At 66.8% G+C, this 14567-nt stretch carries 11 protein-coding genes and 1 tRNA gene; 4 read left to right on the plus strand and 8 right to left on the minus strand.

Features of this window, described 5'->3' with window-relative positions:
* Nucleotides 1–486: 486 nt before the first annotated feature.
* On the plus strand, nucleotides 487–897 hold the full coding sequence (locus tag ABZ412_RS26390) for a nuclear transport factor 2 family protein (protein WP_357284993.1): 411 nt from the start codon (nucleotides 487–489) through the stop codon (nucleotides 895–897).
* 48 nt (nucleotides 898–945) lie between these two features.
* Here ABZ412_RS26390 and ABZ412_RS26395 read toward each other — a convergent pair whose 3' ends face one another.
* The 6 genes from ABZ412_RS26395 to ABZ412_RS26420 form a co-directional block, all read right to left on the minus strand.
* Nucleotides 946–2109, minus strand: coding sequence for an IS110 family transposase (locus ABZ412_RS26395; protein ID WP_357284996.1), 1164 nt, complete (start codon nucleotides 2107–2109; stop codon nucleotides 946–948).
* Nucleotides 2110–2499: 390 nt separating this feature from the next.
* On the minus strand, nucleotides 2500–2793 hold the full coding sequence (locus ABZ412_RS26400) for a hypothetical protein (protein ID WP_357284999.1): 294 nt from the start codon (nucleotides 2791–2793) through the stop codon (nucleotides 2500–2502).
* Between the two features lie 161 nt (nucleotides 2794–2954).
* On the minus strand, nucleotides 2955–3746 hold the full coding sequence (locus ABZ412_RS26405; protein WP_357285002.1) for a PP2C family serine/threonine-protein phosphatase: 792 nt from the start codon (nucleotides 3744–3746) through the stop codon (nucleotides 2955–2957).
* Nucleotides 3743–4576, minus strand: coding sequence for a sigma-70 family RNA polymerase sigma factor (locus ABZ412_RS26410; protein ID WP_357285005.1), 834 nt, complete (start codon nucleotides 4574–4576; stop codon nucleotides 3743–3745). The genes ABZ412_RS26405 and ABZ412_RS26410 overlap by 4 nt, the downstream gene beginning before the upstream one ends.
* A 991-nt stretch (nucleotides 4577–5567) precedes the next feature.
* Nucleotides 5568–5640, minus strand: a tRNA-Arg gene (locus ABZ412_RS26415).
* Between the two features lie 70 nt (nucleotides 5641–5710).
* Nucleotides 5711–7180: an NAD(P)/FAD-dependent oxidoreductase gene (locus ABZ412_RS26420; protein ID WP_357285008.1), complete on the minus strand. Its 1470-nt coding sequence runs from the start codon at nucleotides 7178–7180 to the stop codon at nucleotides 5711–5713.
* Nucleotides 7181–7697: 517 nt separating this feature from the next.
* Here ABZ412_RS26420 and ABZ412_RS26425 point away from each other — a divergent pair.
* On the plus strand, nucleotides 7698–9335 hold the full coding sequence (locus ABZ412_RS26425; RefSeq protein WP_357285011.1) for a long-chain fatty acid--CoA ligase: 1638 nt from the start codon (nucleotides 7698–7700) through the stop codon (nucleotides 9333–9335).
* A 280-nt stretch (nucleotides 9336–9615) separates the two neighbouring features.
* Here ABZ412_RS26425 and ABZ412_RS26430 read toward each other — a convergent pair whose 3' ends face one another.
* Nucleotides 9616–10497, minus strand: a complete 882-nt coding sequence (locus tag ABZ412_RS26430) for a class I SAM-dependent methyltransferase (RefSeq protein WP_357285015.1) — start codon at nucleotides 10495–10497, stop codon at nucleotides 9616–9618.
* A gap of 125 nt (nucleotides 10498–10622) precedes the next feature.
* Between ABZ412_RS26430 and ABZ412_RS26435 the strand changes: the two genes are divergently transcribed.
* Together ABZ412_RS26435 and ABZ412_RS26440 are read left to right on the plus strand one after the other, a co-directional pair.
* Nucleotides 10623–12242 carry an acyl-CoA synthetase gene (locus ABZ412_RS26435; RefSeq protein ID WP_357285018.1) on the plus strand — a complete coding sequence of 540 codons (1620 nt, stop codon included), beginning with the start codon at nucleotides 10623–10625 and terminating at the stop codon, nucleotides 12240–12242.
* Nucleotides 12243–12329: 87 nt separating this feature from the next.
* Nucleotides 12330–14075: a protein kinase gene (locus ABZ412_RS26440; protein ID WP_357285020.1), complete on the plus strand. Its 1746-nt coding sequence runs from the start codon at nucleotides 12330–12332 to the stop codon at nucleotides 14073–14075.
* A 51-nt stretch (nucleotides 14076–14126) separates the two neighbouring features.
* Here the strand turns inward: ABZ412_RS26440 and ABZ412_RS26445 are convergent, their stop codons facing one another.
* On the minus strand, nucleotides 14127–14519 hold the full coding sequence (locus ABZ412_RS26445) for an SCO5389 family protein (RefSeq protein ID WP_357285023.1): 393 nt from the start codon (nucleotides 14517–14519) through the stop codon (nucleotides 14127–14129).
* Between the last annotated feature and the right edge of the window lie 48 nt (nucleotides 14520–14567).

The raw sequence follows: 14567 nt of genomic DNA on the forward strand, positions 1-14567 counted from the left end.
GAGAACCGTGGTCACCGCGGCACCGCCGATGTTTCAAAGTGCTCGCCCATACGAGGATCCTTCCACTCGAGCCTGTGAACGCACTGATCTGCCGCTCACGGGTCGGTCCGGAGCGGCCGGCACGGTCCAGCTGAAGATCAAACGCCCCGAGATCATCTCGGGGCGTTCGTGCTTCCGGAACGTCCGCTACTGCCGGGGACCGTGCTGGAACTGGATCAAGGCTGGGTGCCTCTGGGCGATGGGCATCGCGACCTAGCGATCCCCAGAGGCGTACGACATACACAGAAGCGTCCGCTCACACCGCATACCGCGCTGACCGAACCGTCCAGCACGGGGCATCGGAAGATCAACTGACCGTGCCGATCCGAGGCCGGCGAAACGTCCGCTTCTGCCGATGATCGTGAATGTGGACACTGGCACCGGTCTCGAATTGCGAAGTCAGAATCCCGCCAGCGTGGAGAACCGGTCGCTGTGAGGATCGGGAGAATGTCAGTTGATGTGATGACAACTCTGCGGGCCTTCTATGCGGCCGAGGCTGCCTACCTCACCGAGGGTGCCAAGTTCGAGCAGATGGCCGCGCACTTGGCCTCGGACGTCGTTATGTACCAGGCATCCAGCCTGCCCTACGGTGGCGAATGGCGTGGGCACGAGGGCTTCCGGAAGTTCATTGCGGCCATGGGCGAGAACTGGGACGGTCTGTGGTTCGACGAGCAGCAGTTCCTCAGCGATCAGAATCGGGTCGTGGTCTACAGCCGCGGCCGACTGCGCGCACGACGCACCGGCCTTACATTGAAAACGTCACTACTGCAATGGATCAGCTTTCGAGATGGCTTGATCACCGAGTTCCGCCCGTACTACCACGACACCTCTGCGGTGCTGGCCACACTGACCGAGTGATCGAATCCTGGGTTATGCACGATATCCGCTCATGGCTCCCCCTCTATGTCAAGACGTCGGTGAGGAGGTGGGGTTAGCCTTGAGGGCGGGTCCGGGATGTGGCTTGTCCGAAGGATCGGTGTGCGGGTTGAAGCCGGTCGCGCTGGAGTCAGGAGTCGTTCCCGATTGCCCGCCCGGGCCTGCCCATTCGCGGTGGCGGTGGTCGGCGAGCATCCGGGCGTAGATGACGTTGGAGAGTCGTCGTTTGAGGGCGCGGATTGCTTCCATCGAGGTCTTTCCGCCGGTTTTGCGGCGGTCGTAGTAGGCGCGGCCGGCGGTGGTGCGGGTTCGTAGTTGAACGATGGCCATGATGTGCAGGACCCGGTTGATCTTGCGGTTGCCGGCGCGGGAGAGCCGGTGGCGTTGCTGGTTGCCGGAGGAGGCGTCCAGGGGTGCGGTGCCGTTCCAAGACGCGAACCGGTCCCGGTCGCGGAATCGCCGAATGTCACCGACATCAGCCAAAAGCCTTGCCGCGGAGGACGGCCCGATCCCGTGCAGATCCATCAGGGTGCATCCGCGTTCGATGACCAGTTGCCGCAGTTCTTTGTCGGCGGCCCTGGTTTTGCGGTCGGTGGTTTCCAGATCCTCGATCAGCTCGACGACCAGACGTAACCGGATCCGGACGGCCGCGTCCGAGGGTGTGATCGCAGCGATCAACTCACGGGCTTGGCGGGCGGAGAGAAACACTTTGGCGCCGCCGGGGATCAATTCCAGCAGCAGCCGATGCAGCCGGCAGAGGGTTTCGGTGCGGGCGCGACCGAGTTCGTCGCGGCGGTCGGCGAGCATGCCCAGGGCGATCAGTTCCGGATCGGCGTGGACGCGACGCAGATTCTGGGAATGCAACGCGGCCAGCGCGACGGAGTGGGCGTCGACCGGGTCGGTTTTGCGGCCGTTGCCGGTGGAGAAGACCCGCACCTGCGCCGACAGTTTCGCGGGCACGTCGATCACGGATTCGCCGTCGTGAACGAGACGGTGAGCCAGGTGGCGGCCGATGTCGTTGCAGCCTTCGATCGCCCATACCCGGTCGGTGAATCGTTTTGCAGCAGTGAGCATTTCCGAGTATCCGGTGTTGTCGGTGCTGTATCGGCCGGTGAGTAGAATCCGTCCGGTCGGGTCGATGGCTTCGATGGTGGCCGAGCGTTTGTGTGGGTCCATCCCGATGATGACGGTCATCGCCGTGCCTCCCGTGTGCGTGAACCGTGGTGTCCGTGCGGGAGGGCACCGCTAGTACGAGCATGGGGCAGACCCCTCTTCAGCCACTCCCTGCACGGTGACCGGTGGAAGGCAAGCCATGAGAGAGCCACACCGATTCAGATGGTGGGCAGCCGCATAAAGGGAGCTTCCCACCGGGCACCTGGACCTGATCCTGGCCGGGATCCGATCCTGACACCAGTTTCTTACTAGCCGCTTACAAGGCCATTCGGACCGGCCGGGTCAGGCCGGCCGAACGCACTGATCTGCCGCTGATCGCGCTGACCGAACCGGCCAGCGCGAGGCGCCGACGGCCGGAACCTGGTGCGGCGCGGAGCGCACGCTCATGCTGAATTCAGTGCAGTGAGCGGTTCATGGTGCCAGAGGTGGCCAGGTTGTGAACTTGGCATCTTGAACGCGGTAGGTGATCTGTCGATTTCGCTGCTTCGGAGTCCATCCGTTGCGGAGAGCCTTGCGAATGATCTCCGCGACCACACCGGGCGTGATGACTGTGCCGTGGTCTACCCAGGTGACCATGCGTTGTCCCTGGCCTTCGGCGATCTCGACGACGATGGCGAGACCAGGTTCGTCGTCAGGTGCGACGACCCATCTGAAGCGCTCGCCGTCAACGTCGAGAATTCGAGTTCCCGTGCGCGCCAGACCCATCACCCCACTCAACACGATGAAGCCCCAGAACTCGAATATCCGCTCATGCCGCTGATCGCTCGATCTGGCCGCCTGCCTATTCCTCTCAACCTCCTCGTATTGGCCCGCCCTCAGTAAGGGGGGTGAGTCAAAGCTGGGGGAGACGGGGCGGCCGCAAGGGGTTACGGCAAGGCGACGGCGATGGTCATGTCGTCGTGGCGCTTGGAACGTGGCTGGATCTGGCCATCTGGATCGTGGTTGGCTTCCCAATGTCGACCACGTTCGAGGAGTTGCCGGAGTCCGGCGGCGTCCATCTTCGCGATGTCCGGCCAAGAGGTCTCCATTGGTGCGAGGGGGCTTGCGGCTCCGTCGGTAGCGAGCACGACCCACGGGACTGATTCAACTGGGTAGCGGGCGGTTACGGCGTGATATGCGGAGTCGGGGTCGGTCTCGGCGATCCAGTAGCCATCGGCGTGGTTTCGGCGCTCTCGTTGTTTGCGTTGAAGCACTCGGAGTAGGCCGCGGTGGGTTTCGTCGTAGCCGCTGCCAGAGGCAAGCCTGTTTCGGTACTGCGTGGACTCTGGCAGATGGAGGTCGTCGAGGCGGGTGTCGGTGACGATGTCAAAGCCGTTGTCCGCTCGGCCGACGATCACCGGAGAATCGCCGAGAGTGAGGATCTCGGTGATGTTGTCACAGACCCGAAGCAGTGCGACCGTGCTCGATGGGGCGATGCCGGAATGCAGCTGGAGGTGATCCGCAGTCGCGGCAATGGCTTCGGCGAGAATGCCTCGCAGATCCCCGGGGCGGTCGATACGACTCCGGAGCTCAGCGCCAAGGGTATCCACGTACTCGTGAGCGGCTGGCATGGCTGGGTCATGTGCGGTCGCTCCGTCGAGCACAATCACGCCGTGATCGGTGACGAGTACCCGATCCTCGTCCGCCAGCGCGGGAAGCTGAGCCGTAGCGACCTTCATGAGCGCTCCGAGTATGGGCCGACGACCAAACGGCTGTCGGTCACGGCGAAGTAAGCGTCGAAGTCGCATTCGACTACTCCGCTGATGAATGTCGAGGACGAGCTGAATACCTCGCTCAGATTCCGATCCAACCAATGCGCCACGCCGAGCGATCCGATGCTGGTGATTCCCGCGATGTGAACGAGTACGCGGCCCGCGTCTTGTCGCCGGGAGAAGTAGCCGAGGTCAGTTCGAACCGAGCTATCGCGGCGGTATGGAGAGCGGTGCCGGTTGCTGCTCCGGGCATCGGTGATCCACCAGGCTTCCTCGGTGCGCTCGAAGTCGAGCACCGGATCGGCATCGAGCAGATGTTGCCCTATAGGCGCGGACTTCGGCCCGCAGATGATCACCGAGTCACCTGCGGGCGGCTCGGACATGTCTGGATCGATCGCAAATCGGCTGTTGGCCAGTGAAAGCCGTGTCAGCGTGCCCTCGATGGCCTCGCGGGTGGCCTCGTCGTTCGCGTCGAAGAAGGGGCGCTCACGCCCCTCCCCGAACCCAAATCGTCGGGGGATGCCCACGGCCACGGGGCCAACTCCGAAGAAGGCGCGCTCGGGCCCGGGGGCGGTAGATCGAATCTGGCTGATGCGCCCTTTGGTGATGCCGAGTCGATCGGCAATCTCGGTGTAGCTCAGGCCATTTCGATGGGCTTCCTCGACGGCGGCCTTTCGGAGGCGTGCAAGTTCGGTAGCGCGCTGTTGGTAGATGATCATGAGCTCGGCGGCTCGCTGACCACGCCGAATGGGGTCCGGGTCGTTTCGGACGTGTTCGAACTCCTCGGCGGTAGCCACGCGTACGAGTTTAGAGGCCCTTTACGGGGGACATCCGGTCGGCGTATGCTCCTGTTTACCCCCTCTAAACCAGGCTATAACCGTCCGATCTTCGAGTTTAGAGGGGGTAAACATCCGAACTCATGGCTAGGGGGTTGTCGTGTGGGTCCGAAAATCATCGATGCTCATCCAATCCGTCCGGCTCGGGTAGCTATGGCGACCGGGTCCGTGGCGGAGGCGGCGGTGCTGGGCGTGCTCACGCCCGGCGGGATGTTGACCGCAGCCCAGATCAGCGAACAGGCTCAGATCACCGGGTGGTCTGCGCGCCGGGCGATCGGGCAACTGGAGTCACGCGGCCTGGTGATGGCCGCTCCGTACGCATCCCGCTGGTCGATCACCCCCAGGGGACGCGCGGCTTGGACCACGAAGTTCAGGAGGTACGCCCGATGAGCCGCCGAAAGGCGCGGCCCGCAGGGCAATCCGCACCGCCCGGTATCGAGCCCGAAGGTCGCTACCTCCAGCGCTCGGATGGGTCGTGGTTTGTGGTTGGGGCGGACGGGTGGCCTGTGCCGATGGATGAGTACCTGACGCAGCTGCGCGAACTGGGAGACCGACGTCTCGGCCCTCGAATCGCTGGGCGTGGCCGTCATCGCCGTGGAGCATCCGAGTCTCCGTGAAATTTCTTGGCGTGCAACGAATTTTGAAAGTGAGGAACTGGAGAAATGATCGCCAACCTGGTCAGCCACGAGACCGCGCTCTTCTGGGGATGGATAGTGGCGTTCCTGGTCCCCGGCGCCGCGCTGCTTCGGGCCGCGCTCTGGCCGCAGCGAATACCCCCGGAAAACAGCGTGGGCGCGATCAGGGCCCGGATCGAACGGGAGCGATGGGCCGCCTCCGCCGACACGAGACGAGCGCGACCTGCGCGGCCCACCCGAAGGCCCGCGTCACATCGCAGTGCCGCCTGATCACTGTGCTCAGCCGGGGACGTCGGCCGCTTGCGGCGTTGATGGTGTGCCCTCGGCAGGATTCGAACCTGCGACACCCGCTTTAGGAGAGCGGTGCTCTATCCCCTGAGCTACGAGGGCTGACCGCCCGGCCGTGGCCGGGTCGTCGGCAGTCTACCTGGTTGGGGGCTCGGGGGTCGCATCCGCTGGGTCAGCGGCGGGAGGCTTCGGATTCGAGGTAGTCGGCGGGGGTGAATCTGGTTGTTTTCCAGCGGAACAGGAGGGTGGCGCCGGGCCAGTTGTTGGTGATGCGGCCCGAGGCGTTGCGGTACCAGCTGGAACAGAAGTTCCAGGGGGTGTCCTTCAGGCGGCGCTGCAGCCAGTCGTCCCAGGACTGTTCCGCCTCGGGGGTGGCGGCCAGGTAGCGGCCGGGGCGGCGGGACAGGTAGGAGATGGCCTGGCGGATGTAGCGGGACTGGGACTCCAGCATGTAGATGATGGAGCCGGAACCGACGTTGGTGTTGGGGCCGTACATGAGGAACAGGTTCGGGAAACCGGGGACCGACATGCCCAGGAAGGCGCGGGCGCCCTCGGGGGACCACTCGTCGGCCAGTTTGCGGCCCTGCAGGCCGTAGATGTGCATGGGGGCCAGGAACTCGGTGCCCTTGAAACCGGTGCCGTAGACGATCACGTCGACCGGGTGCTCGACACCGTCGGCGGTGCGAATTCCGTTGGGGGTCACCGCTTCGATGGCGGTGGTCTCCACCGTCACATTGGGCTGCGACAGGGCGGGGAAGTACTCGTTGGAGAACAGGCCGCGCTTGCAGCCCGCCGCGTAGTCGGGGGTCAGCTTGGCGCGCAGCGCCTCATCGGGAACCTGCTTGGCGCGGTGCCGGTCGGCGATGGCGATCACCGGGGTCTTGATCGCCGGAATATCGTTGAGCGCCAACGCCATCACCTCGAAGAACGTCCAGATGGCGAACCGCTCGGCCAGCCGCGCGCCCGGCACGTACTCGAACAGGGCGTGATGCAGCGGCGTGTACTCGACGTCGAACTTGGGCAGCACCCACGCGGCCGAACGCTGGAACAAAGTGAGGTGGTCGACCTTCGGCTGGATCGCCGGAATGTATTGAATGGCACTGGCTCCCGTGCCGATGCAGGCCACCCGCTTACCGGTCAGATCCACCGAGTGATCCCATTCGGCCGAATGGAACGCCGCGCCCGTGAAGGAGTCGATGCCGGGCAGATTCGGCATCGCGGGTCGCGACAGCTGTCCGACCGCCGGAATCAGCACATCCGCCAGGTGGGTGACGCCGTCGGCGGTGCGGACCCGCCACATCGCGCTCGACTCGTCGAACTCGGCGTCCACCACCTCGGCCCCGAACTCGATCTTGGCCGGCAGACCGTGCTTCTCCGCGACCGCGCGCATGTACGCGTGGATATCGGCCTGCTGCGAGAACCGCCGCGGCCAATCCGATTTCGGCTCGAACGACCACGAGTACAGCGGCGACGGCACATCGCAGGCCGCGCCCGGATAGGTGTTCTCCCGCCAGACCCCGCCGAGGTCGGCGGCCTTCTCCAGAATGGTGAAGTTGGTCAGGCCGTGGCGCTGCAATTCCAGCGCCATACCCAGTCCGGCGAATCCGGCACCGATGATCAGAATGGACGGCTCCCGCTGCATACCAGCAACGGTAGAGCGCATTACCGCTGGTCATGCAGACATCGCCGGTCAGCGAATCGGTATTTTCGGCCACGGCGGGTTGTGGCCCAGGGTTCGGATGCCGATAGTTGCCCGAATGCCGTTCTCACCGCGCACTGTCCGGGTCAGTGAGCGCGGTCTGACCTGCGACGCTGTCCCCGACTGGACAGCCCGGTGTCACACTCCCTATATTCACGGAAGTCTTTGCTCCAATTTGCTTGTCCTGGTTAGTGATTGGCTATTCTGCGCCGCCGCAGGGGGCGTCGTCAGCGCGCCGAGTCGCTGATCAGGACCGCGGGGCCGGCTGGTCGTCGTGTTGGGCGGCGGCGGGTCGGCGACGGGCTGCGGACGACGAGGGTGGGGTTCGTCGTCCGCAGCCCGAGACCTCGTCCCCCGCCCCGGGACGACTTCCTCGCAGCTCATGTCCGAATTCGGCTAGGCTCGCCGCAAGTGACTCAGTTCACGTCACTCGTAGGCACATGCAAGGAGCGGTTGGGAAATGTTGAGCACCATGCAGGACGAGCAGCTGTCGCTGGCGACACTGCTGCGCTACGCGTCCACCTTCCAGGGCGACAGTCATGTCTCCACCTGGACCGGCGACGGATTGCGCACCCAGACCTATCGTGAGGTCGGCCAGGACGCGGCCCGGCTCGCCAATGCCCTGCGTGACCTGGGCATCGGCGTCGGAGACCGGGTCGGCACCTTCATGTGGAACAACAACGAGCACATGGTCGCCTACATCGCGGTCCCCGCGATGGGCGCCGTCCTGCACGCCCTGAACATCCGACTGTTCCCCGAACAGCTGGTGTTCGTGGCCAACCACGCCGAAGACCAGGTCGTGATCGTCGACGGCTCGCTGCTGCCGATGTTCGCCCAATATCTGCCCAACCTGAAGACCGTCCGCCACGTGATCGTCGCCAATGGCGACGCGGCCGCGCTCCAGGCTCCCGAGGGCGTCACCGTGCACTCCTACCGCGAGCTGCTCGACGCCCAGTCCGACAGCTACGACTTCCCGGTCATCGACGAGCGTTCCGCGGCCGGCATGTGCTACACCTCCGGCACCACCGGCGACCCCAAGGGCGTCGTCTACTCGCATCGGTCCAACTGGCTGCACGCCATGCAGGTGATCTCGCCCAACGGCATGGGCTTCGACGCCTCCGACACCGTGCTCGCCATCGTGCCGCTGTTCCACGCCAACGCCTGGGGCATCCCGTACGCCGCCATGATGTCCGGCGCCAATGTGCTCATGCCCGACCGCTTCCTGCAGCCCGCCCCGCTGCTGGAGATGATGGCCGAGGTCAAGCCCACCTTCGCCGCCGCCGTGCCCACCATCTGGGGTGGCGTGCTGGCCGGGCTGCAGGCGCAGCCACAGGACATCTCGCACCTGCGCACCTGCGTGGTCGGCGGCGCGGCCGTGCCGCCGTCGATGATGCAGGCCTTCCAGGAGCGGCACGGCGTCAAGCTGCTGCACGCCTGGGGCATGACCGAGACCTCCCCGCTGGGTTCGGTCGCGCACCCGCCCGCCGGCGCCGAGGGCGACGAGGCCTGGAGTTACCGCTACACCCAGGGCCGCTTCCCGGCCGGCGTGCAGGCCCGCCTGGTCGCCGACGACGGCTCGGTGCTGCCCAACGACGGAGAAGCGCTGGGCGAGTTGGAGGTTCGCGGCCCGTGGATCACCGGCTCCTACTACTCGCCGTCCGGCGGCGAGGTGGACCCGGACAAGTTCCACGACGGCTGGCTGCGCACCGGCGATGTCGGCAAGATCAGCCCCAACGGCTACCTCACCCTGGTCGACCGCTCCAAGGACGTCATCAAGTCCGGCGGTGAGTGGATCTCCTCGGTGGACCTGGAGAACGCGGTCATGGGCCACCCGGCCGTGGCCGAGGCCGCCGTCATCGGCATCCCGGATGAGAAGTGGGACGAGCGTCCGCTGGTCGCCATCGTGCTGACCGACGGCTCCGCGGCCGAACCCGAAGAGCTGCGTGACTTCATCGCGCCGAAGTTCGCCAAATGGCAGCTGCCCGAGCACTGGGCCTTCATTGTGGAGGTGCCCAAGACCAGTGTCGGCAAGTTCGACAAGAAGCGGCTGCGCGCCCAGCACGCCGAGGGCTCGCTGACCGTCGTCACGCTGTCCTGACCGCTCTCGGTGCCTTGCTCCCGCGTCGCGCTGGAGCAAGGCACCCGTGCAGCGGTAAAGAGGCGGCCGACATACGGCACGAGCCGCATCCCGTCGGGATGCGGCTCGAAAAAGGTGCCTGACCGGCTCGAATTCCCCCATAAACAGATCAGTCCCCGGTAGTCTCCATCGAATTCGGAGTATCAGTCGTCGCTGATTACTCTCCATCCGACTGGCTTGCCGGGGGCCTGGCCGGATTCCTCGAACATGCCACCCATGTCTTTCGACGTCTCGTCAGACACTATGGCTCGCCCTGGTGTTCCGGTGTGAATTCAATTGTCTCGCCGTAGGGATCGCCGGTCAATAGCTTGTGGCTATTTGTCTTGACCGCGCTCAATCCGTAGAGCACCGGGACGATCGGATCCGCGGGCGGGAGGCGCCACCAACCGGTCTCGGTCGGCACCATCTGCGGCCAGCGCGGCCACGGCAGCGTGTCGGTCTCGGTCAGTCCGGTGATGCGCAGCCCCGCGTCGAGCAGCGCGGTGACCACCTCACCGAGACCGTGCCGCCATTCGTAGGCGGTGGTGTCGGAGGTGAGGTCCGGGCCGTCGGTATAGGTGTGCGCGCTGTCGCGGCGTTGCGCCCCGCGCCCGGCCAGATAGTCGTCGTGCAGGACGAGCTGACTCGGGTCGATCTCCGGCGGCGGCGTGGGTCCCAGCGCGTGCAGCAGCGGATGGAATTCCACCAGATAGAACAGCCCGCCGGGCCGCAACAGGTCGGCGACCACCCGCGCCCAGCGGGTCAGGTCCGGCAGGTAGCAGAGCGCGCCTTTGCCGGTGTAGACGATGTCGAAACTCTTCGCGCCCAGGGCCTCTCGCGCGTCGTATACGTCAGCGCACACGTATTCGACGGCGTCTCCGGCCAATTCGCGGGCGTGCCGCACCGACTCGGGCGAGAAGTCCAGGCCCACCGCGCGAGCGCCCCGGCGCGCGAATTCGATTGTCTCCGTGCCCAGATGGCATTGCAGATGGGCGATATCCAGGCCGTCCACATCCCCCAGGACATCCCATTCGAAGGGCGCGAACCAATAGCTCGCATCGTGATCACGGTAGAAACGGCTGGCGGCGTGGATGCCGGCGCGGGCATCCCAGTTCCGCCGATTCGCCGACAACGGATCTGTCACGGTCGCCATGATAGGCAGTTCCGGTCGCGGTCCCGGGTCCGTACGGTTAGTTTGAGGGCAGATGCCCGCAATCCGCAGGGGTGGACGAGGAGGTCCGGGGTGGAATCGAAACAGGGCGGTCAGGCATGACATTCGGGCTGATCAAGTCGGTGGGGGAGCGGGCCTACCTGGAGGCCGAATCCGCGCGCCTGGCCATGGAAGCCGGGTTGGCGCGACTGGAATCCCCGGCCGTATTGCTGGCCGCCGCCACCGCCATGCTGCGCTACGGCACCCTGGCCGCCGGGCTGCGGCTGTCCGCGGCGCGCTACGGCAGCCGCACCGCCGTCATCGACGAACTGGGCGAACTCACCTTCGCCGAACTCGAGGACCGCTCCAACCGGCTCGCCAACGCCTGGCGCGAACGCGGGCTGAAACCCCGTGAGGGCGTGGCCGTGCTGGCCCGCAATCACCGCGGCCTACTCGACGCCATCTTCGCCGCCGCCAAGTGCGGGGCCCGGATCATCCTGCTCAACACCGATTTCGCGGCCCCGCAGATCCGCGACGTCGCCACCCGCGAGGGCACCGACCTGCTCGTCTACGACGACGAGTACGCCGAACTGCTCGGCGAGGTGCACCCCAAGCGCGGCAGCTACCGGGCCTGGACCGAGGAGCCGCGCGAGGACAGCCTCGAACACCTCATCGCCACCGGCTCACCCGACGCGCCGCCCGCGCCCGGGGCCGAACCCAAGATCATCCTGCTCACCAGCGGCACCACCGGCACCCCCAAGGGCGCGCCCCGCGCGGAACCGAAATCGCTGCTGTCCCTGGGCGGTCTGCTGTCCAAGGTCCCGTTCCGGGTGAACGAGGTGACCGAATGCTGCGCCCCCATGTTCCACACCCTCGGCTTCGCCATGGCCATGCTGAGCCTCGGCTTCGGCTCCACGCTGGTGATCCGTCGCCGCTTCGACCCGCAGACCGCCATCGACTCCATGGCCCGGCACCGGGCCACCACGCTGATCGTGGTGCCGGTCATGTTGTCGCGCATGATGGATCTGGGCGGGCAGGCACTGACCGGGCGCGACCTGTCCGCGCTGCGCATCGTGTTCGTGGCCGGATCCCAGCTCGGCGCGCAACTGTGCCGGGAGGTGACGGCGGCGTTCGGGCCCGTCGTCTACAACCTGTACGGGTCCACCGAGGTCGCCTACGCCACCATCGCTACGCCCGCCGATCTCGCGGATGAGCCAGGGTGCGTGGGCAAACCGGTGCTGGGGGCGCGGGTGGAGATCCTCGATGAGCGGGGCCGCGCGGTGCCGACCGGTGCGACCGGGCGGATCTTCGTCGGCAACACCATCCAGTTCGAGGGGTACACGGGTGGCGGCCACAAGGAAGTCATCCGTGGGCTGATGTCCTCCGGCGATGTCGGCCACTTCGACAGCGCCGGACGGCTCTTCATCGATGGCCGCGACGACGACATGATCGTCTCCGGTGGCGAGAACGTCTTCCCGGCCGAGGTCGAGGAACTGCTCTACACCCATCCGGCGGTGCGGGAGGCTGCCGTCATCGGGGTCGCCGACGCGCAATTCGGCGCGCGGCTCAAGGCTTTCGTCGTCGTCCACGACGGCCAGTCGTGCACCGAGCCCGAGGTCAAGGAGTTCGTGAAGGACAACCTGGCCCGGTACAAGGTGCCGCGCGAGGTGGTGTTCCTCGCCGAACTGCCCCGCAACCCCACCGGCAAGGTGCTCAAGCGCAAACTCCAGGAGGTCTGAGCCGCAGGCGCATCCGGCACCTGCCCTTCCGGCGGACCGCGCCGTATGCTGAGCATCGCAGTACGCGGTCGAGCCAGGGGAGGACAGGTGCCGGGGGCAGGTAATCTCGGCCACTATCGGCTCGTCGAGCTGCTCGGTCGCGGCGGCATGGGGCAGGTGTGGCTGGCCGAGGACACCCGGCTGGAACGGGAAGTGGCCCTCAAACTGCTCCCCGCGGAACTCGCCGCCGACGAGGACTACCGGCGGCGCTTCGAACGCGAGGCCCGGCTGGCCGCCCGACTCCGCGGGCCGCACGTGGTGCCCATCCACGCCTTCGGCGAACTCGACGGACGGCTCTACATCGATATGGAGCTGATCGACGGCTCCGATCTGGGCAAGACCCTGCGCGCGGAGGGCGCGATGACGCCCGGGCGGGCTGTCGAACTCGTCTCACAGGTCGCCGAGGCCCTCGACATCGCGCACAAGGCCGGGCTGGTGCACCGGGATGTGAAGCCCTCCAACGTGCTCACGCTGCCCAATGGCTTCGCCTACCTCATCGACTTCGGCATCGCCCGCGGCGTCGGCCAGGCCACCATCACCGGCACCGGTGTGGCCGTGGGGACCTGGGCCTACATGGCGCCCGAACGCTACTCCGGCACCGAGGACCTGCGCTCCGACGTCTACTCCCTGGCCTGCCTGCTGTACGAAACCCTCACCGCCGCGAAACCTTTCGCCCATGCCGACCCGGTCCAGCAGATGGCCGCCCACCTCACCACCGACCCGCCCCGCGCCGCCGACCGCAACCCCCGGGTCACCGCCGCCCTCGACGCCGTCATCGCGCGCGGCATGGCCAAGGATCCCGACCACCGCTTCTCCTCCGCGGGCGCGCTGGCCGCCGCCGCCCGCACCGCCCTGGAATCGACCCCGGTCCCGCGTCAGGCCCCGCACCGCCGGGCCGAACCCACCGCGAAATGGGATGGCGCGGAACGCTTCCCGAACCACACTCCCACGCCCGCATCCCAGTACGCGCCCTACACCCCGCCTCCGGGATCGGTGAACCTCGGGTCGAGCCCAGTCCAGGGTTCGGGCTCGGCCTCAGACCCCGGCTCCGGCCCAGCCTCAGGCTCTGGCTCGGTATCAGGCCCTGGCCCCGGTTCGGCACCGGGCCTCGGGCCGGGCGGCCCGGCGTCCTATGGCCGCTCGGCAGCAGGTCCGGCACCGGCGCCGCAAACCAGAAACCCTTCGGGCGCAACACCTCCGCCGAGCCGGTTCAGTGCGGGTGCGACTCCACCGCCCAGCCGAATCGCCGCGGGTGGGGCACTTCCGCCGACCGGCCTGGGCGCGAATGGAGGCGTGTCGCCTGGAATGGGCTCGGGCACAACGCCACCTCCCGGTGTCATGGGTTCGGGCGGTACGCCGCTTCCCGGCGTGATGGGTGGGAGTGCGACGCCGCCGCCGGGAGTGATGGCTGGGGGCGCTGCGCCGCTGCCGGGCGGGATCGCGGCGGGCGTGGCGAGGCTGCCGGGCGGCATGGGTTCGGCTGGGCGGGTCGAGCAGCTGATGACCGGGGCCATGGGCTTCGCGTCGCCCTATGCCGCCGGTCATGGCGGGGCGGTGGCGAAGCCGGTGCGGCGGGAGGGGATTCGGCCGTGGCAGCCGGTGTGGTGGGCGGTGCTGGGGGTGGTAGTGCTGTTCTTCGGGATCATGAGCGTCGGCGTGCTGGCGGTGACGTTCTCCGAAGGGTTCGACGGCTGGCTGGAGACGTTGATCGCGTACCTGATCTTCGTCGCGCCGTTCGCGGGATCGATCTGGGTGACGGTGCTGGAGGTGCGCCGGTTCCGGGCGCGGCGGTAGCGCGGAATCGGCGCGACCGGGTCGCGGTCGCGCCGAATCCGGATGGGGCGCTCAGCAGTTGCGCAGTTCCGGGCTCTGGTTGAGCAGCTGGGCCCGGGTGGAGATGAAGGTGGAGTAGGTGTCGCCGCCGACCGAGGCGAGCGGGAAGGCCGCGACCCGGTGGCAGTTCTGGAAGGCGAGCTTGATGCCGAAATGACGCTCCAGGCCGCCGCGAATGGCATCGGAGGCCATGGCCCGCAACAGCTGACCGCGGGCCGTCTCGTCCGGCGGCGCGATGGTGTTGTCGGCGTATTCCGCCGTGCCGGAACTCAGATCGTCGGCTACCCGGCTGACGACCTCGTAGGCGTAGGGCAGCGAGTTACGGACGCATTCGACGAACTCTGCGTCGCTGACTTCACCGCGTTCGGCGCGCTCGAGTAGTGCGGTGGGTACGTCGAGTGACATAACGCTCTCCTCATGGGATGGCGGAAGGTGTCAGCCGATTGTAGATGG

Origin of the sequence: Nocardia sp. NPDC005746 (assembly GCF_040630785.1) — a bacterium.
Taxonomy (GTDB): domain Bacteria; phylum Actinomycetota; class Actinomycetes; order Mycobacteriales; family Mycobacteriaceae; genus Nocardia.

What these genes read in the sequence shown, in the direction of transcription:
- ABZ412_RS26400 (WP_357284999.1), bottom strand. Translation starts at nt 2,793, where the DNA reads ATGGGTCTGGCGCGCACGGGAACTCGAATTCTCGACGTTGACGGCGAG.
- ABZ412_RS26420 (WP_357285008.1), bottom strand. Translation starts at nt 7,180, where the DNA reads ATGCAGCGGGAGCCGTCCATTCTGATCATCGGTGCCGGATTCGCCGGA.
- ABZ412_RS26425 (WP_357285011.1), top strand. Translation starts at nt 7,698, where the DNA reads ATGTTGAGCACCATGCAGGACGAGCAGCTGTCGCTGGCGACACTGCTG.
- ABZ412_RS26435 (WP_357285018.1), top strand. Translation starts at nt 10,623, where the DNA reads ATGACATTCGGGCTGATCAAGTCGGTGGGGGAGCGGGCCTACCTGGAG.
- ABZ412_RS26405 (WP_357285002.1), bottom strand. Translation starts at nt 3,746, where the DNA reads ATGAAGGTCGCTACGGCTCAGCTTCCCGCGCTGGCGGACGAGGATCGG.
- ABZ412_RS26445 (WP_357285023.1), bottom strand. Translation starts at nt 14,519, where the DNA reads ATGTCACTCGACGTACCCACCGCACTACTCGAGCGCGCCGAACGCGGT.
- ABZ412_RS26390 (WP_357284993.1), top strand. Translation starts at nt 487, where the DNA reads ATGTCAGTTGATGTGATGACAACTCTGCGGGCCTTCTATGCGGCCGAG.
- ABZ412_RS26395 (WP_357284996.1), bottom strand. Translation starts at nt 2,109, where the DNA reads ATGACCGTCATCATCGGGATGGACCCACACAAACGCTCGGCCACCATC.